Origin of the sequence: Massilia eurypsychrophila (genome assembly GCF_002760655.1) — a bacterium.
GTDB lineage: Bacteria > Pseudomonadota > Gammaproteobacteria > Burkholderiales > Burkholderiaceae_D > JAFCUW01.
The window spans coordinates 13,214-30,367 of the sequence record NZ_PDOC01000005.1 but is presented as its reverse complement, the minus strand read 5'-3'; the positions used below and the strand labels follow the sequence as shown (position 1 = coordinate 30,367).

Sequence of the window (17,154 nt, the reverse complement as noted above, 5' to 3'; positions counted from 1 at the left end):
TTGGCGCGTACCTTGTGAAGTTTCAAGGAGACGTGCATGACAAACAGCAGCCAGCCGGCAGCGACGGGCAAAGCCGGCGATTTCGATTTTCTGACCGGCCATTGGAAGATCGCGCATCGCCAGTTGAAGGACAATCAGTGGGACGCGTTCGATGGCGACGCCACCGTGTACGCGGCACTCGGGGGCATTGCGAGCGTCGAGGAATTGCGCATCCCGTCCCGCAACTTCAGCGGCATGGGGATCCGGCTGCTCGACGTCGAGCGCAAGCTGTGGGCCGACCATTGGGTCAACAGGCGAAGCGGGATACTGAACACTCCTGCCTGGGGCAGTTTTACTGACGGCGTGGGCGTGTGGGACAGCGCCGATTCGGACGCCGCCGGCGCCACCCTCGTGCGCGGCGTGTGGGACAGCATCTCGTCCGACTCCTGCCGCTGGCACCAGGCGCTCTCGCGCGACGACGGCCAGACGTGGCAAGAGAACTGGGTCATGCACTGGGTCCGCGCTTAAGCGTCAGCGCCCATACCAGTAGCGCGCATGCTCGCGCCGGTATTCGCGCGCGCCGGTGGCGGCGCCAAAATCGAGCATGACGGCGCCCGATTCATCTGTGCGCAAGCGTCCGATCGCAAAATCGCCATAGCGCTCATAGACTTCGGCCTTGGGATGGCGATAGCGGTTGCGATGGCCGACCTGGAACACGCCTAGCGCGGGCCGGACAGCGAGCAGGAAGTCCGGCGTCGACGAGGTGCCGCTGCCGTGGTGCGGCGCCAGCAGCACTTCGGCGCGCAGCTTGGCCGGCGCCGCCGACAGCAGTTGTTCTTCCTGCGCCGCCTCGATATCGGCCGCCAGCAGGATCGAGCGCGCCCCGGCCGAGATGCGCAAGGTGCAGCTGCGCGCATTCGGCTTCAAGTGAGCGTTCCCGTAGCTTGGCGCGGCCGGATGCAGCATCTCGAAATCGACGCCGTCCCAATGCCAGCGCTGGCCCGCTTCACACCGCACATGGCGCGCCGACGTGCGCACGACGACCGGATGGCCCGGCGGCAGTGAAGACGCCACCCAACCTATACGCACGTCTTCCAGTATCGAGGCGGCGCCGCCGGCATGGTCCGTATCGCTGTGGCTGACGACCATGCCGTCAAGCGCGCCGATGCCGCGCGCCTTCAGGTAAGGGAGTATGACGCGATTGCCTCCATTCGATTCCGGCGAATACGCCGGGCCGGTGTCGTACAGCAGCCGGTGGCCGGCGGTTTCGACCAGCAGCGCCATGCCCTGGCCGACGTCGAATGCCGTTACCGCGAACTGGCCGGCCGCCGGAGCGGTGGGCAGCTGGGTCACCATCGGCAGCAGCGCGACGGCGCCCGCCCAGCGATGCGGCCAGCCGCGCGGCGCCAGCATCCACAAGGTGCCGGCCAGCGCAAAGCAGAACATCCAGGGCGATGGCGCCGGCGCGCTCCACACGGCCAGCCGGCTGTCGCCAAGCCAGCCGAGGAACCAGGCCAGCGCCTCGACCACGGCGTGGGCGACGCCCAGCAGCACGTCCGACACCGGCGCCGGCAGCATGCTGCCAGCCAGCGCGAGCGGCGTGACGACGAAGCTCACCAGCGGTATCGCCACCGCGTTGGCGATCGGGCCGACCAGCGACACCTGCGAAAAAAGCAGCATCGTCAGCGGCACCAGGCCGAGCGTGACCACGTACTGGGTGTGGGCGCCGAGCCGCACCAGGTTCCATAGCCCCGCGGTCGGAACGCCGACGCGCCCGACGGTGGCGAACAGGATGATGGCGACCGCGCCGAACGACAGCCAGAAGCCCGGCCACAGCACCGCCCACGGATCGAGCAGCACCACCACGCCGAGCGCCACGCACAGCACATGCGACACGTTGGTGATGCGCCCCGACCACAGCGCGGCGGCGACAACGGTCAGCATGTACAGCGTGCGCTGCGCCGGAATGCCGAAACCGGCCAGCAGCACGTACAGCAGCGCCACCACGACGCCGACCAGCGCGGCCGTCTTTTGCGCCGGCAGCAGCAGCGGCAGCTGGGCGCGGGTGAAGAACGAGCGGCGCCACAGGTACGACGCCAGCGCCGCGAACAGGCCGGCAATCATCGTGATGTGCAGGCCGGAGATCGAAATCAGGTGGCTGATGCCGGTGCGGTTGAACACCGCCCAGTCGGACTGGTCGATCGCGCGCTGGTCGCCCACCACCAGCGCGACGATGACGCCGGCGTACTGCTTGTCGGGCAGCGCGCGCAGGATGCGGTCGCGCAGCCTGGCCCGGCATAGTTCGACGAGGTTGCGGACGCTGAAAACGAAGGCGTCGAGGCGCCGGTTGCCGCCGCTTTCCGCGCGCACATAGCCGGTGGCACGCACGCCCTGCTCGAGCAGCCAGACTTCGTAGTCAAAGCCGTACGGGTTGGCGTTGCCGTGCGGGCGCTGCAGGCGCACGGTGAGCTGCCAGCGCTCGCCCGGCTGCACCGCGCCGACCGGCTGCGACTTGTCGCGAAAGCCCGCGTACCATGCCAGCGACACGCGCGGCGGCACGTGCATCGGCGCGCCGGCGACCCGTTCGACCGCAAAGTTGAAGCGCACGCCTTGCTCGAAGCGGTACGGCAGGCTGTCGATGGTGCCGACCAGAGTGACGTCGCGGCCTTCGTCGTCGGCGGCCAGCTGCGGCGCCAGCGCGACGTGCGCCAGCAGCGCCGCCCAGCAAAAGCCAAGCAAGGCGCCCGCGGCGGCGGCGCGCGCCGGACCGCGCAGGCCGCACAGCAGCAGCAACGCCAGCGTGCAGCAGAACGCCATCGCCGCAGTGTCGGGTAAGGCAGCCACCGTCTGCAGGTACGCCGCGCCGCCGACCAATCCGAGAATCGCACAACGCATGGTGAGCTCATGGGAGTGAAAGTCGTTCAGTGTCTGCCGGTTTGCGCGGGCGCGCGTTGGGAGAAATCGAATGCACAACAACTCGGCGCCAACCCACCGGCCTGGGCGCGCCGGCGATTGCCACTGGCGCGGAAGCCCGACTGTTGCAATCTAACAACCAAGTAGCCGGGTTAATGCTAAAAGTAAATTTCGATAAGGAAATTTGTGTTAATTTATAGCATTAATTGCCACAGCCCCCGGCTACCGTAATGCGATACGCGAACAACAAATGGACGAAACAGCCATTCCCGTCTTTGGCCGCCCTCGCCGGCGGCGGCTTTGCGCTGATTGTTCTCGTGCTCGTCTGGCTGGTGCTGACGGAAACGCCGGAGCGCGTTCGGGCCCCGGCATTGGTGACGGCGCAGGTTCCGGCGGCTCGCGCTACAGCGGCACCTTCCATGCCCGCGTCCAGGCCCGCGAAGCTGGTGTATCGCCATTCGGTGCTTCCCGGCGGCGTCCACAGCGCGGCAGAACTGGCCTTCGCGCTGAGCAGCGATGCGGTGGCATCGGCCCATTTCGCCGGGTTCGACGTGGCCGCCACGCGGATAGTGCGGGTCGAACAATCGCGCCTGGTGCAGGTGTCCTACCGCATCGGCGACAAGATCTACTGGACCAGGCACAAAGTGCGCCTCGCCGTCGGCGAAGAGCTGCTTTCCGATGGAACGAATCTGGTGCGCGCGCGCTGCGGCAACCGCATCGCCGACGAGCCGCAAGGAATCACCCTGGACAATGAACCGGCGCCGGAGGCGCTCGATGCGCTGATGGTGTCGGCCGAAGGCCTGCTTGATGAGCCGGAGTATATGCCGGCAGCCGGCAGCGCCATGGCGCCGGAAGCATCGGCACACACGCTCACGCAACCGGCGCGGGTAAGCCTGGCGTCGAATGTACAATTCGGCACGCCGTCGCCATACACTGTCTTGCGCGATGCGCCCACCCGGCTAACGCTGGCGCAAGCGCCGCCGGTGTCGGTCAGCACGCCTGGGCGCACGTCATCGGCGGCACCGCGGCCAGGCAGCGACGGCGCCGCGATTCCGGCTCCTGGGTCCACCCAATTCCCCGTTGGGCCGACGCTGGGTGTGCCCTCCGCGCCAGCGGCCCCGGTGACTGCCGCGCCGGTGCCCGATGTACCCGCCCCACTCCCGCCGGTGCCGACGGCTGGATCGCAACCCTTGCCCTCGGCAGTACCGAAGCCGGCGATGCCGGCAAGCGAATCGCCGGATCCGTTTCCGCCGGGGCCGACGTCCGGGCCGCAGTTTGTCCCGCCAGAGGCGCCGACGCAAATTCCCGAGCCTGGCTCCGCGGCGCTGGCGGCCATCGCGCTGGTGGCCGTCGCGCTGGCGCGGCGCGGGCGGAAACGCCACGCCGCGCGCCCCCGGGCGCCCTGACGCAGCGTTCTCACATGCAGGCTCTATCGGATTCTCGAAAGCGACTCGTGAGCAGCCGTGGCGAAGCCGGTTGGCGCTGCCGCCAATCGGACACGGCGCAACCGATGTCGCTAGCGGGCCGGCACCGCGCGCACGAAGTCGACCAGCGCCGTGACCAGCGCCGGCGCCACCGGCAGCGCCGGATCGGAGTAGGACGCCAGGTGTGCCGGCATCGGCGCGTCGACCATCTTCAGCACATGATTCATGCCCGGGATGATCGTAAGATGCGCCTGTGGACGAGCCTTCTTCAGCGCTTCCGCCTCGCTGACGGCAACCTGGATATCGGTGGTGCCCTGAACGATCAGCACCGGCACATCGAGGGCCGCGATGCCGTCTGCCGGTACATACTTGAACCACGAAATCAGGTAAGGCTGCACGCTGTCGCGGTAGAGTGCCGCCAGTTCTTTCGGCGCGTTCGTCGTCGTGCGGCCGCCTTCGAGCGACACCAGTGCCGCCTCGTTTTGCGCCGCCAGCGCAGGCGGCAGCTTGCCGGCGAACTGCGTGCGCAATACGTCAGCGGCACCGCGCGCGACGCCGGCCACCGAAACGAACCCGTTCGCGCCCGCCTTTTTAGTCGCCAGCATGCCGATCAGCGAGCCTTCGCTGTGGCCGACGACCGTCACCGACGAAAACCGAGGATCTCGCCGCAACATGGCGATCCAGCCGGCGGCATCATCGACATAAGTTTCAAAGCGCAGGTCGGCCTCGCTGGCGGCAGCAGGCTGGCTCGCCGCGATACCGCGCTTGTCGTAGCGTACCGACGCAATCCCGGCGTCACCCAGGGCCTGCGCCAATAGCATCAGGCTGTTGTGCGCGCCGGGCAGCGCGCTACTGTTGCCGTTCCTGTCGGTCGGCCCTGAACCTGCGATGATCAGCGCCACCGGCATCGGCCCCTTCGACGCTGGCACGATCAGGCTGCCGGCGATCTTGCCGGTCGGCGTATCGAGCACGATCGGCTGGTCGGCAACAGCTGCTGCACCGGCGCCGGCTGCAACGGCTAGCGTCATGGAGGCGAAAATCAGTCGTAGCCAGTCAGTCGTCACGGTTATAGCTCCTTCAAAAATGGCAATAGTTGCAGAACTATCAATCATGATCGGATTGTCTGTCAAGTGCCGCAAATCACTACATTGCTTGCACATCAAGTTGAAAAGCCACCATAATCGAATGCATCGACGACGCGCGTCGTCAGGATTTCACAGGCACCTCAAACGCAATGAGCACTTTCGGCTTCGTCAGACTATTTTCCTCGCCCTTGCTGGCATTTTTTGTGTCGGCGATCGTCGTGTCGGCGTGGGGCTACCTGATCTATCGCGACGGTCGCCACAAGGGTTCGCGCCACTGGAAGCTGCTGTCGTTGGTGGCCGAAGTGTGCGTCGCGGTCGGCCTGATCGGCCTGGCCACCTTCGCCGGGCGGATGAAGGTTGGCGCCGACCACCAGCTGCTCGAAGAACGCGTGGGCCTGTCGCAGGCCGCGGTGGACGATCGCATGCGGCTGGCGGCGCTGGACAGCTGCGCGCCGGCGAGCCCGCGCCCGCTGGCGCCGTATAACCCGTCGGTGGCAAAGAAGGAGTTGTGCGCGATCGCCGGCTCGTTCAAGGTCGCCAACGCATCGGCCGCCGACCGGGAAGCGGCCGAACTCTCGCTGCGCGACTTCACCAGCAAATATCCGGGCTGCGTCGAGAATGTCTTCAGCCGCCATTCCGAGTGCAGCAATGTGGTGACATCGGCGACGCAGCTGGCCGACGAGCTGCGCATCCTCGAAACGAGCAAACAGACCGCCCGCGACGACGAGTCGATCGCCGCGATTCTGGAAGCGCCCAATTCATGGGGATTTCTGTTGCTGGCGTTCGTGATTGCCGCCCTTGGCGTGTCGATCAAGTGCGCGCGCGCGGCGGCCGAATACGTCAACGCCGCCAAATCACCCTGAGATCAGGGCGGACAGCCGCGGCAGCGCAGCCAGCGCGTTCTGCCGCGTGATGTCGGCCACCTGCGCAGCGGCCATCCCACGCATCTCCGCCAGCGCCATGCCGATCGCCGGCAGCTGCGCGGGGCTGTTGCGCGCGGGGTGAATCCACACCGGCGAGATATCCGGGGCGTCCGTCTCCAGCACGATCGCTTCGATCGGCAGCGTGGTCGCGAGCCGGCGAATCTGCAGCGCGCGCGAAAACGTCATTGCGCCGCCGAAGCCGAGCTTGAATCCCAGGTCGATGAACATCTGCGCCTGCTGGAAGCTGCCGTTGAACGCATGGGCTATGCCGCCTGCCGGCCGGATCTGGCGCACGTGCTTGAGCACCTGGTCCTGCGAGCGGCGCACGTGCATCAGCACCGGCAGGTCGAAGTCGCGCGCCATGCGCAGCTGCTCGCGAAAAAAGTGATCCTGCTTGTCGCGCATCGCCGGCTCGGTCAGCATCGGGATGAAGAAGTCGAGTCCGACCTCGCCGATCGCCACGAAACGCGGATCGCCCATCGCCGCTTCAACTTTCGTGCGTAACAGCGCCAGGTCGTCTTCGGTCGCATTCGGCACGCACATCGGATGAATGCCCAGCGCGTAGCTGGCATTCGGCGCGGTCGCCGCCAGCTGCGCCACGACGTCGAAATTGTAGCGGTCGACCGCCGGGATGACGATCATCGACACGCCCGCCTCGCCCGCATGGCCGGCCACCGTCAGCGATTCACCGCCGAATTCGTGCGCGTCCAGGTGGCAGTGCGTGTCGATCCACATGGTTCAGGCCTTTGCCGGCTGCAATCCGTTTTCGGTCAGCCGCAGCACGCGGTCGCAGCGCTGCGCCAGCTCGATGTCGTGGGTGACGATGACGAAGGCGGTGCCAAGGGTGCTCGACAGGTCGAGCATCAGCGCGAAGATCTGCTGCGCGGTGGCGTGGTCGAGGTTCCCGGTCGGCTCGTCAGCCAGCACGCAGGCCGGCTCGGTGACCAGCGCCCGCGCCAGCGCCACGCGCTGACGCTCGCCGCCGGACAACTCGCCCGGCACATGGATGGCGCGCTTCGACAGCCCCACCCGTTCGAGGATGGCCGTGGCCTTCCGGACGGCCGACGCCCGGTCCTCGCGGCGGATCAACAGCGGCATGGCGACGTTGTCGAGCGCGGAAAATTCAGGCAGCAGATGATGGAACTGGTAGACGAATCCCAGCGACGAATTGCGCAGGTCGCCGCGCGCGGTTTCCGACATGGTGGCGAAATCGGCGCCGGCAAGCGTCACCGTGCCGGTCGTCGGCGTATCGAGCCCGCCCAGCAGGTGCAGCAAGGTCGACTTGCCCGAGCCGGAAGCGCCGACGATGGCGACGTGTTCGCCGCGGTAGACGTCGAAGTCGACCTTGTCGAGCACCCGCACCTGGTAAGCGCCCTGGGTGTAAGTCTTGCCCAGGCCGCGGCACGACAGCACCGCCTGCGTATCCTTATTCATAGCGCAGCGCCTCCGCCGGCTTCACGCGCGAGGCGGCAAAGCTCGGGTACAGCGTCGCCAGGAAGGCCAGGCCCACCGAGACGCCGGCGATGCCGAACACGTCGTTCCAGCGCAGGTCCGACGGCAAGGCGCTGATGAAGTAGATATCCTTCGACAGGAACTGGATGCCGAACGCGCGTTCGATGAAGGGGATGATCACGTCGATATTGAGTGCCAACAGCACCCCCGCGCTCACCCCGACGGCGGTGCCGATGATGCCGATCAGCGCGCCCTGGATCATGAAGATCTTCATGATCGAGCGCGGCGACGAACCGAGCGTGCGCAAGATGGCGATGTCGGCCTGCTTGTCGGTGACCGTCATGGCCAGCGTGGCGACCAGGTTGAAGGCGGCCACCGCGATGATCAGTACCAGGATGATGAACATCATCTTCTTCTGGCTTTGCACCGCCGCGAACCAGGTCGGGTTGTGCTTGGACCAGTCGCGCACCAGCAGCTGGCCTGGCAGGCTGCCGGCGAGTTCCTGCGCCACCCGCGGCGCGTCGTGCATGTCGGCCAGGCGCAGGCGCACGCCGGCCGGCGCCGCCAGGTTGGCGATCGCCTGCGCATCGGCCATGTGCACAAAGGCCAGGCCTGAATCGTATTCGAAGTGGCCGGCCTCGAAGATGCCGACCAGCGTAAAGTTGACCATGCGCGGCGCCATCTCGGCCGACGCGGACTGGCCCGGCGCCACTGCCAGCGTGACCTTGTCGCCCACCTTCAGCGCCAGCGAGCGCGCCAGCTCGATGCCGAGGACGATGTTGAATTCGCCGGCCCGCAAGTCGGCGAACTTGCCCTGCACGATCTTGGTAGGCACGTCCGATACTTTCGATTCTTCCGCCGGCAGCACGCCGCGCAGCAGCGCCGGCTTCATCACGCCGTCGGACATCAGCATGCCCTGGGTCTCGGCAAACGGCGCGGCGCCCTTGACGGCCGGGTTCTTGAATGAATCGGCGATCACGCCCTGCCACTCCGGCATGTCGCCGCGCTGGTTGTAGATTTCGATGTGCGCCACCACCGACAGCATGCGGTCGGTGACTTCCTTCTGGAAGCCGTTCATTACCGACAGCACGACGATCAGCGCCGCCACGCCGAGCGCGATGCCGGACACCGAAATGAGGGAGATGAACGAGATGAAGCTGTTGCGCGCACTGCGCTTGCCGGCCCGCGTGTAGCGGATGCCGACGGCCCATTCGTAAGGCAGTTTGTCGATGAAGCTCATGTCGTGGCGCCGCGCAGGAGTGTTGAAGGGGCAGGTTCCGCCGGCTGCAGGCCCTGCTCGGTCAGGCGCAGCACGCGGTCGCACCGCTGCGCCAGTTCGATGTCGTGCGTGACGATGACGAAGGCGGTGCCGAGGGTGCTCGACAAATCGAGCATCAGCGCGAAGATCTGCTGCGCGGTGGCATGGTCGAGGTTCCCGGTCGGTTCGTCCGCCAGCACGCAGGCCGGCTCGGTGACCAGCGCACGCGCCAGGGCAACGCGCTGGCGCTCGCCGCCCGACAGCTCGCCGGGCACGTGGATCGCGCGCTTCGACAGGCCCACGCGATCGAGGATGGCGGCGGCCTTCTCCAGCGCCGCGGCACGCTTGACGCGGCGGATCAGCAGCGGCATGGCGACGTTGTCGAGCGCGGAAAATTCGGGCAGCAGGTGGTGGAACTGGTAGACGAAACCGAGCGAGCTGTTGCGCAGGTCGCCGCGCGCCGTTTCCGACATCGTGGCGAAGTCGGCGCCGGCCAGCGTGACCGAGCCGGTGGTCGGCGTATCGAGCCCGCCCAAGAGGTGCAGCAGGGTCGACTTGCCGGAACCGGAAGCGCCGACGATGGCCACATGTTCGGCGCGCCGCACGCTGAAGTCGACGTTACTGAGCACGCGCACCTGGTAGCTGCCCTGGGTGTAGGTCTTGCCCAGGCCGCGGCACGCCAGCACGGCGGTTGGCATCGGCTTATTCATAGCGCAGCGCCTCCGCCGGCTTCACGCGCGAGGCGGTAAAGCTCGGATAGATGGTGGCGATGAACGCCATCAGCACGGCGATGCCGCCGATGCCAAAGACGTCCGGCCAGCGCAGGTCGGACGGCAAGGCACTCACCAGGTATATATCGCTTGGCAAAACTTGAGTCCCAAATAAACGTTCGAAAAACGGCACGACGACGTCGATGTTCAGCGCCACCACCGTGCCCAGGCCAACTCCAGCCAACGTGCCGAGGATGCCGATCACCGCGCCCTGGATGATAAAGATCTTCATGATCGAGCGCGGCGACGAGCCGAGCGTGCGCAAGATGGCGATGTCGGCCTGCTTGTCGGTCACCGTCATTACCAGCGTCGACACAAGGTTGAAGGCGGCCACGGTGATAATCAGCGCCATCACGATCAGCATCATCTTCTTTTCAGTCTGCACCGCGGCGAACCAGGTCTTGTTCTGTTTAGACCAGTCGCGCACCTGCAAGTGCCCGGGCAAACTCGCTTCAAGCTGCTGCGCCACCGGGATCGCCTGGTGAATGTCGGCGATGCGCAGGCGGATGCCGGATGGCGCGGCGAGCCGCTCCATCTTCTGCGCATCTTCCATGTGCACGAAGGCCATGCCGTTATCGAATTCGAAGTGGCCGGCCTGGAACACGCCGACCAGCGTAAATGAGCGCATGCGCGGCACCATGCCGGCCGGCGTCACCTGCGCCTGGGCCAGCGCCATCGTCACCTTGTCGCCGATCTGCAGGCCGAGCGAACGCGCCAGCGAGTAGCCCATCACGATGTTGAATTGGCCGGGCACCAGCGCCGACAGACTGCCGTGGGTGACGGTCTTGGCGACGTCGGACACGTTCGGCTCGTCCGAGGGCAGCACGCCGCGGATCACGGCCGGGCGCATGCCGCCATCGCGCAGCAGCATGCCCTGGGTCTGCACGAACGGCGCGGCGCCCTTCACTGCCGGATTCTTGAAGGACTCCTTCATCACTTCCTGCCAGTTGCCCATGCCTCCGCGCGGATCGAGCACTTCGATATGCGCCAGAACCGACAGCATGCGGTCGGTGACGTCCTTGCGAAAGCCGTTCATCACCGACAGCACCACGATCAGCGCGGCCACGCCGAGCGCAATGCCGGCCACCGAGATCAGCGAAATGAAGGAGATGAAGCTGTTGCGGCCACTGCGCCGTCCGGCGCGCGTATAGCGCAGGCCGACCAGCCATTCGTACGGCAGTTTGTGGATGATACTCATGTGTTCCGGCAGCGAATTCGTGTGAAGCCGAAGTGTGCCACACAAAGCTCGGCCATGACAGAGGTTGTCACAATTGAATCGCCCCGGAACTTGGTGCTGCTTCGGCCGTCAAAACCAGATACGCCCTTTGCATGGGCGCCGCTTCGCAGACATGGAGGAAAGGACATGGCACTCAACCTTTTTGATTCGAAGGGCGCCGGCATCGACAGGCAGCGCTTTACCTGGCGCGACATGGTGCAAAAGCCGATCAGCAAACTCGACGACGACGCGTTTACCCGCGTGCGCATCATCCTGATGAACGGCCAGGAACTCGAAGCGCTTAATTTCGGCCGCATGGCCGCCCGCTGCAACGCCGACCTGCGCGTGCCGCTGGCCAAGGTTCGCCGCACCGAGCAGCACCAGGCGACGATGATCAACTGGCTGCTCGGCCCCGACCATTCACCGCTCGAAACGACGATCGCGTACGAACAGGTGGCGATCGAGGTCACCGCGGCGGTCGCCCAGCGCGAGCCGGATCCCTACCTGGCCCAGTTGTACCGCTTCGGGCTGCTGGAAGATTTCGATCACCTGTACCGCTATTCGGCGCTGCTCGACCGGCTCGAGGGCAAGGACGCCAACAACATCCTGCAAAGCTATACCGACATCCTGCCGGGCCGGCCGACCATCGAGCACCATCGGGCGCCCGAAAACGACGTGCGCAATCCCTACGGCAAGCAGGCCGACCTGCTCAGCAAGCTGCACGCGCTGGCCATCCTCGCCGCCGAGACCCAGACCCACAACTACTACATGAATATCGGGCCGCTGTTTTCCGACCCGCTGGCGCGCCAGCTGTACGCCGAAATCGCGTCGGTCGAAGAGCAGCACGTGACCCACTATTCCTCGATGCTCGATCCGACCGAAAGCTGGCTCGAACAATGGCTGCTGCACGAGGCGAACGAGTGTTTCACCTATTACAGCTGCCTCGAGTCCGAGACCAATCACACCGTCAAGGCCATCTGGGAGCGCTTCCTCGACTACGAGCTGGGGCACTTCAACATGGCGTGCGAAGCGTTCAAGCAGTTTGCCAGGCGCGATCCGGCCGAAATCATTACCAGCGTGCTGAGCTCCCCGATCGAGTTTCGCAGCCAGCGCGATTTCTACCGCCAGGTGCTGGCCGACGAAGTCGACCTGCGCGCCAGCGGCACGCAGGTCGTGCCGCTGGCGCAGGAAGACCAGGCATCGCTCACCTACCGCGCCGAGGTCAACGCCGACGGCTCGCCGAGCCAGACGGTGGCCGCCGGATACAGCTGGGCGCCCGGAACGGAGCTGACGCGCAAGGGCACGGCGGCGCCGCGGGTAACGCACTAATTTTTCATCTCGATATTCAGGAGGCAGTATGGGCCAGTCTCAAGCAACCAAAATGGGCATGAACCGCACCGGCATCATGATGTCGCCGATCGCCAGCAAGGAGATGCAGGATGTCGACCCGTCGATGATGGCGCCGCCGGGCGACGAATCGGCGCTGGCCGCCATGCGCGCCGAGTACATCGCCAGCGCCGACATGGTCGGATCGATGCCGCCGCCGGCGTCGGTCAGCGGCGCCGTGCAGACGGCAGTGGCCATGCTCAAGGGGAACCATCCGGCACTTTTGCTCGACAAACTGGGCGAGCGGCTCGCCTTCGAGCGCACCGGCACGCGCCTGTACGACGCGCTGATCACCAAGTGCGAGGTCATGCTCGACGGCCAGATCAGCATGACGATGGCCGACCTCGAACGCATCCGCGCCGAGGAAGCGCGCCACTTCCTGCTGGTGAGCGACGCCATCGAATCGCTGGGCGGCGACCCCACCACCCAGACGCCGTGCGCCGACCTCGCAGGGGTTGAATCGATGGGACTGGTGCAGGTGCTGAACGATCCGCGCACCACGATTTCGCAATCGCTGCACGCGATCCTGACGGCGGAGTTGTCCGACAAGGCCGGCTGGGAGACGCTGGTCGCGCTGGCCGAAGACCAGGGGCTCGACGACCTGGCCGCCGAATTCACCGTGGCGCTGGAAAAGGAGCGCGAGCATCTTGGCCTGGTCACCACCTGGTTCGACGAGGCGCTCGGCATGAGCTATGGCGAGGTCGAGATCCCGGCCGATGCTGCAGGATCCGCGGCGCCGCAAGGCGGCGGCGCGACGCCGGCGGCCTGACGCCGCTGTCCCGTACACCGCGCGGCAGAAAGCGCGCGGTGTACGGGCATCGCTATCAAAGAAGCAAGCTGGCATGGCGAAAGCGGCCAGTTCGGCCGCCGCCGCCACGGATGGCCTACAATATCGGCATGATCGAAATCACGCTCGTCCTGCCGTTCGCCCTGCCCCCGCCCGAACTTGCCCCTGACCTTATCCGCGCGCTGAAGATGCCGGCGCTGGCGGCGCTGTTGTCGCGCACTTCGTCGCACCAGGCCAGCGCGGCCGACCCGGGCGCGCGCGCGCTGCCGCACGAACTGTGGCTGGGCCGCGCGCTTGGCCTGCTTGAGGGGCGCAAACTGGCTGTCGCGACGGCGGTGATGCGCGCTTACGGCCTCGATCCGGCCGGAGGCGCCTGGTTCATCGTCAATCCCGCGCACATCGAAATCTCCCGCACCTTCCTGATGATGACCGACAGCCGGCGCCTCGGCCTGGTCGAATCGCACTCGCGCGCGCTGTTCGACAGCGCCAGACCGTACTTCGAGGATAGCGGCCACACGCTGCTGTATGGCGACGCCATGTCCTGGTTCCTGCGCGCCGATGCCTGGGGCGCGCTCGACACCGCGTCCGCCGACGCGGCCACCGGCATGAACCTGACCGACTGGATGCCACTGGGCGAACGCGCGATCGATTACCGCAAGCTGCAAAACGAGGTGCAGATGCTGTGGCACGAGCATCCGGCCAACGCCGAACGCGAGGCGCGCGGATTTGCCACCATCAACGGCTTCTGGCCTTGGGGCGCTGCCAGCGCCGCGGACGCCGCCGCAACGGCCACCGAACTGGCCTGCGCGGATGTACCGCCCTGGCTGGCGGCGCTGGCCAACCGCCATGGCACCTCGTTCGCCCAGATGCTGGCCGCGCCGGCCAGGCACGCCATTTTTTGCGACGGCAGCCTGGCCGAAGCGGCGCTGGCGACCGACTGGGCCGGCTGGCTGCAGCACATGCAGCGGCTCGAGAACGACACGTTCGTCCCGCTGCTAGGCGCGCTCGCCGGCGGCGTGGGCCGTGCGCGGCTGGTGCTCAGCCACCGCAACGCCCTTGGCGAATTCACCACCACCAGTCTGGCACAGCGCAAATTCTGGCGCCAGCCGACACTCGACCGATTGCTGCCATGACCCGCATCTCCACCCGCCCTTGTTCGTTCCGTACTTCCGAGATGCTGCGCCAGGGCGGCGTGCACCCCGTGCTGGCGCGCCTGTATGCCTCGCGCGGGCTGACCGATGCGCGCGAGCTGTCGAGCGAACTGGGCTCGCTGATGGCGCCGGCCGGCCTGCTGCATATCGACGCGGCGGCGGTATTCCTGGCCGACGCCATCGCCGCCGGCAAGAAGATGACGATCGTCGCCGACTACGACTGCGACGGCGCCACTGCCTGCGCCACCGCGCTGCGCGGCCTGCGCGCGATGGGCGCCATCGTCGACTACATCGTGCCGAACCGGTTCGAGTACGGCTATGGCCTGACGCCCGAAATCGTCGAACTGACCGCGCGCGAGAAGTCGCCCGACATCATCATCACGGTCGACAACGGCATCGCCAGCATCGACGGCGTGGCGGAAGCGAACCGGCGCGGCATCGAAGTCGTCGTCACCGACCACCACCTGCCGGCCGACACGTTGCCGGCCGCGCGCGTGATCGTCAACCCGAACCAGCCCGAGTGCGGCTTCCCCAGCAAGCACCTGGCCGGCGTCGGCGTGGTGTTCTACGTGCTGCTGGCGCTGCGCGCCGAAATGCGCCGGCGCGGCATCTTCGACGCCCAGACCCAGCCCAAGCTCGACAGCCTGCTCGACCTGGTCGCGCTGGGCACCGTGGCCGACGTCGTGCGGCTCGATCCGAACAACCGCATCCTGGTCGCGCAAGGAATCAAGCGGATGCGCGCCGGCCGCATGCACGCCGGCGTGGCGGCGCTGTTTCGCGTCGCCGGGCGCGAGTCGCGCAGTGCGTCGCCGTTCGACCTTGGCTTTGCGCTCGGACCGCGGCTGAACGCGGCCGGCCGGCTCGACGACATGTCGCTCGGGATCGAATGCCTGGTCACCGACGACGAGGGGCGCGCCTGGCAGATCGCGCAACAGCTCAACGAGATCAACCTGAAGCGGCGCGAGATCGAGGCCGAAATGCAGGATGGCGCGCTGGTGCACCTCGATTCCTACCAGCCGGCCGAAAGCAGCACCATCGCCGTGTTCGACGCCGGCTGGCACCAGGGCGTGATCGGCATTGTCGCTTCGCGCCTGAAGGAGAAGTTCTTCCGCCCGACGATCACGTTCGCGCCCGGGGCCGACGGCTGGATCAAGGGTTCGGGCAGATCGATCCCCGGTTTTCACCTGCGCGACGCGCTCGATCTGGTATCGAAGCGCGCACCCAGCCTGATCGACAAATTCGGCGGCCACGCGATGGCGGCCGGCCTGACGATCCGCGCCGATGCGTTCGACGCGTTCGCCAAGGCGTTCGAGGCGGTCGGCCAGGCGTGGCTGACGACGGCGCAGCTAGAGCGCGTGATCGAAACCGACGGTCCGCTGGAAGACGCCTACTACACCACTGCGTTCATCGACCTGATGGATGGCCAGGTGTGGGGCCAGGGCTTTGCGCCGCCGGTGTTCTGCGACGAATTTCGCGTCATCAGCCAGCGCATCCTGAAGGAGCGGCACCTGAAGCTTCTGCTGGAGCGCAACGGCACGCGTTACGATGCGATCTGGTTCGGCCACACCGCTTCGCTCGGCGAGCGCGCGCGCGTCGCCTTCCGGCTCGACGCCAACGAATACAACGGCGTGACCAAGGTGCAGCTGATGGTGGAGCACGCCGAAGCAGCCTGATTCGACCTCACCCGAGCACCTCCCAGAAGATGACGAGCATGAGGACGAACAAGATCAACAGTCCCGCGGCAAAGGCTCTCAGGCGTATGGGCACACGGTTGGATCGGACATGCACGAATCCGTGTACAAAACGGGTTGCTACATACAACCACGAAAGCATCAGCACGGTGGCCGAAACCGCGTTCAACTGGGATAAGGCCAGGCACACGATATAGAACAGAATAGGTGTCTCGAATTGATTGGCAATGTTATTCGACACCTTCACTACGTCATCAGGCCAGGCGCTGTGATCGAGCGCTGTCTGCTTCAGGTTGACCCTCTTCATGCGAACCGCCTGTGCCTTGCGTACCGCGAGCAGCCCGAACATACCTACCGTCAGAAGCATTTGGGCCAGCAGTGGGCCAAAGATCAGATCAGCGTTCATAGTCTCCTAATAGTGTAATGACCGGCTTGCCAGATGGCTCTCATAAGTCATATGATGCAATATGGACACCGTCAATTTATATGCAAATATTCCCACTGTCAATATGAAAACCGCAACTTCGCCAAGGCACTCGTATCACCACGGCAATCTCCGGGAAGAACTGCTGCGCTGTGCGTTCGACATGCTTGAAAGTGACGGCGCGGACGCAATCACAATCCGCGCCGTTGCCAGAGCGGCGGGCGTGGCACATTCCGCGCCCGTGAATCACTTTCCGAGCAAGCAGGCGCTCCTCACGTCGCTGGCCGCAAGCATTTTTCACGCTCTGGCAGAAGAGATCACGAACGCACTAAGGACTGGGACAATGAAGTATCCCGAGGTGATCAGGACCTTTGCCAACACGGTCACCGAGTATGCCCTGGCTCACCCGAATCGCTATCGGCTGTTATGGCGACGCGATCTGCTCGATGACCACGAGTTAAGCGCTGCGATGGATCGCATCTATGGCCTGTTAATAGAAAAGCTCGGGAAAGATGAGAGAGTCCGAACAACGAGCCTCGAGACACGCGCTATCGCGCTATGGTCCATGGTGCATGGTTACGTGACGATGCGCCTCGATGGAAATTTCGTTGAAAAAAATGATGAGATAAACGGCTTGCCGCGTCAAACCGCCATTGTAGAGGCGATCCTGGAAGGCCTCTGAACCAGGTGACCTC

At 65.7% G+C, this 17,154-nt stretch carries 16 protein-coding genes; 8 read left to right on the top strand and 8 right to left on the bottom strand.

The window, feature by feature from the left end; translation table 11 throughout:
- Positions 1-36 precede the first annotated feature (36 nt).
- The gene (locus tag CR105_RS10330) at positions 37-507 is read left to right on the top strand and encodes a hypothetical protein (RefSeq protein WP_099788376.1); all 471 of its coding nucleotides are present in this window, start codon (positions 37-39) and stop codon (positions 505-507) included.
- Between the two features lie 3 nt (positions 508-510).
- Here CR105_RS10330 and CR105_RS10325 read toward each other — a convergent pair whose 3' ends face one another.
- The gene (locus CR105_RS10325) at positions 511-2,874 is read right to left on the bottom strand and encodes a DNA internalization-related competence protein ComEC/Rec2 (RefSeq protein WP_099788375.1); all 2,364 of its coding nucleotides are present in this window, start codon (positions 2,872-2,874) and stop codon (positions 511-513) included.
- 437 nt (positions 2,875-3,311) lie between these two features.
- Between CR105_RS10325 and CR105_RS10320 the strand changes: the two genes are divergently transcribed.
- Positions 3,312-4,298, top strand: a complete 987-nt coding sequence (locus tag CR105_RS10320; protein ID WP_131021857.1) for a PEP-CTERM sorting domain-containing protein — start codon at positions 3,312-3,314, stop codon at positions 4,296-4,298.
- A 110-nt stretch (positions 4,299-4,408) separates the two neighbouring features.
- On the opposite strand, the gene CR105_RS10315 is transcribed toward CR105_RS10320, so the two are convergent.
- On the bottom strand, positions 4,409-5,380 hold the full coding sequence (locus CR105_RS10315; RefSeq protein WP_229413843.1) for an alpha/beta hydrolase: 972 nt from the start codon (positions 5,378-5,380) through the stop codon (positions 4,409-4,411).
- 170 nt (positions 5,381-5,550) lie between these two features.
- Here CR105_RS10315 and CR105_RS10310 point away from each other — a divergent pair, with 170 nt between their 5' ends.
- Positions 5,551-6,264: a hypothetical protein gene (locus CR105_RS10310; RefSeq protein WP_099788372.1), complete on the top strand. Its 714-nt coding sequence runs from the start codon at positions 5,551-5,553 to the stop codon at positions 6,262-6,264.
- Here the strand turns inward: CR105_RS10310 and CR105_RS10305 are convergent.
- Genes CR105_RS10305 through CR105_RS10285 form a run of 5 tightly spaced genes read right to left on the bottom strand, consistent with a single transcriptional unit; the run spans position 6,256 to position 11,002 of the window.
- Positions 6,256-7,059, bottom strand: coding sequence for a TatD family hydrolase (locus tag CR105_RS10305; RefSeq protein WP_099788371.1), 804 nt, complete (start codon positions 7,057-7,059; stop codon positions 6,256-6,258). The genes CR105_RS10310 and CR105_RS10305 overlap by 9 nt on opposite strands.
- A gap of 3 nt (positions 7,060-7,062) precedes the next feature.
- Positions 7,063-7,758 carry a lipoprotein-releasing ABC transporter ATP-binding protein LolD gene (gene lolD, locus CR105_RS10300; RefSeq protein WP_099788370.1) on the bottom strand — a complete coding sequence of 232 codons (696 nt, stop codon included), beginning with the start codon at positions 7,756-7,758 and terminating at the stop codon, positions 7,063-7,065.
- A complete protein-coding gene (locus CR105_RS10295; protein WP_099788369.1) occupies positions 7,751-9,016 on the bottom strand; it encodes a lipoprotein-releasing ABC transporter permease subunit in 1,266 nt (421 codons plus the stop codon). The genes lolD (CR105_RS10300) and CR105_RS10295 overlap by 8 nt, the downstream gene beginning before the upstream one ends.
- On the bottom strand, positions 9,013-9,744 hold the full coding sequence (lolD, locus tag CR105_RS10290) for a lipoprotein-releasing ABC transporter ATP-binding protein LolD (protein WP_229413834.1): 732 nt from the start codon (positions 9,742-9,744) through the stop codon (positions 9,013-9,015). The genes CR105_RS10295 and lolD (CR105_RS10290) overlap by 4 nt, the downstream gene beginning before the upstream one ends.
- Complete coding sequence (locus CR105_RS10285; protein ID WP_099788368.1) at positions 9,737-11,002, bottom strand: lipoprotein-releasing ABC transporter permease subunit; 1,266 nt, start codon at positions 11,000-11,002, stop codon at positions 9,737-9,739. The genes lolD (CR105_RS10290) and CR105_RS10285 overlap by 8 nt, the downstream gene beginning before the upstream one ends.
- A gap of 165 nt (positions 11,003-11,167) precedes the next feature.
- Between CR105_RS10285 and CR105_RS10280 the strand changes: the two genes are divergently transcribed.
- From CR105_RS10280 to recJ, 4 genes are all read left to right on the top strand, one after another.
- A complete protein-coding gene (locus CR105_RS10280; protein WP_099788367.1) occupies positions 11,168-12,349 on the top strand; it encodes a hypothetical protein in 1,182 nt (393 codons plus the stop codon).
- A 28-nt stretch (positions 12,350-12,377) separates the two neighbouring features.
- A complete protein-coding gene (locus CR105_RS10275; RefSeq protein ID WP_229413832.1) occupies positions 12,378-13,175 on the top strand; it encodes a ferritin-like domain-containing protein in 798 nt (265 codons plus the stop codon).
- Between the two features lie 110 nt (positions 13,176-13,285).
- Positions 13,286-14,326 (top strand): hypothetical protein, encoded by a 1,041-nt coding sequence (locus CR105_RS10270; protein ID WP_229413823.1) that lies wholly within the window; start codon positions 13,286-13,288, stop codon positions 14,324-14,326.
- Positions 14,323-16,017 carry a single-stranded-DNA-specific exonuclease RecJ gene (gene recJ / locus CR105_RS10265; protein ID WP_099788366.1) on the top strand — a complete coding sequence of 565 codons (1,695 nt, stop codon included), beginning with the start codon at positions 14,323-14,325 and terminating at the stop codon, positions 16,015-16,017. Before CR105_RS10270 ends, recJ begins: the two co-directional genes overlap by 4 nt.
- Positions 16,018-16,024: 7 nt before the next feature.
- Here the strand turns inward: recJ and CR105_RS10260 are convergent, their stop codons facing one another.
- Positions 16,025-16,441 (bottom strand): MAPEG family protein, encoded by a 417-nt coding sequence (locus CR105_RS10260; RefSeq protein WP_099788365.1) that lies wholly within the window; start codon positions 16,439-16,441, stop codon positions 16,025-16,027.
- Between the two features lie 61 nt (positions 16,442-16,502).
- On the opposite strand from CR105_RS10260, the gene CR105_RS10255 reads away from it, so the two are divergent.
- Positions 16,503-17,141 carry a TetR/AcrR family transcriptional regulator gene (locus CR105_RS10255; protein ID WP_099788364.1) on the top strand — a complete coding sequence of 213 codons (639 nt, stop codon included), beginning with the start codon at positions 16,503-16,505 and terminating at the stop codon, positions 17,139-17,141.
- The last annotated feature ends 13 nt before the right edge of the window (positions 17,142-17,154 follow it).

Coding starts and splice junctions, on each gene's coding strand:
- CR105_RS10285 (WP_099788368.1), bottom strand. CDS start 11,002: ATGAGTATCATCCACAAACTGCCGTACGAATGGCTGGTCGGCCTGCGC.
- CR105_RS10320 (WP_131021857.1), top strand. CDS start 3,312: ATGCCCGCGTCCAGGCCCGCGAAGCTGGTGTATCGCCATTCGGTGCTT.
- CR105_RS10325 (WP_099788375.1), bottom strand. CDS start 2,874: ATGCGTTGTGCGATTCTCGGATTGGTCGGCGGCGCGGCGTACCTGCAG.
- CR105_RS10270 (WP_229413823.1), top strand. CDS start 13,286: ATGGCCTACAATATCGGCATGATCGAAATCACGCTCGTCCTGCCGTTC.
- lolD (WP_229413834.1), bottom strand. CDS start 9,744: ATGAATAAGCCGATGCCAACCGCCGTGCTGGCGTGCCGCGGCCTGGGC.
- CR105_RS10295 (WP_099788369.1), bottom strand. CDS start 9,016: ATGAGCTTCATCGACAAACTGCCTTACGAATGGGCCGTCGGCATCCGC.
- CR105_RS10330 (WP_099788376.1), top strand. CDS start 37: ATGACAAACAGCAGCCAGCCGGCAGCGACGGGCAAAGCCGGCGATTTC.
- CR105_RS10280 (WP_099788367.1), top strand. CDS start 11,168: ATGGCACTCAACCTTTTTGATTCGAAGGGCGCCGGCATCGACAGGCAG.
- CR105_RS10255 (WP_099788364.1), top strand. CDS start 16,503: ATGGACACCGTCAATTTATATGCAAATATTCCCACTGTCAATATGAAA.
- CR105_RS10305 (WP_099788371.1), bottom strand. CDS start 7,059: ATGTGGATCGACACGCACTGCCACCTGGACGCGCACGAATTCGGCGGT.
- lolD (WP_099788370.1), bottom strand. CDS start 7,758: ATGAATAAGGATACGCAGGCGGTGCTGTCGTGCCGCGGCCTGGGCAAG.
- CR105_RS10260 (WP_099788365.1), bottom strand. CDS start 16,441: ATGAACGCTGATCTGATCTTTGGCCCACTGCTGGCCCAAATGCTTCTG.
- recJ (WP_099788366.1), top strand. CDS start 14,323: ATGACCCGCATCTCCACCCGCCCTTGTTCGTTCCGTACTTCCGAGATG.
- CR105_RS10310 (WP_099788372.1), top strand. CDS start 5,551: ATGAGCACTTTCGGCTTCGTCAGACTATTTTCCTCGCCCTTGCTGGCA.
- CR105_RS10275 (WP_229413832.1), top strand. CDS start 12,378: ATGGGCCAGTCTCAAGCAACCAAAATGGGCATGAACCGCACCGGCATC.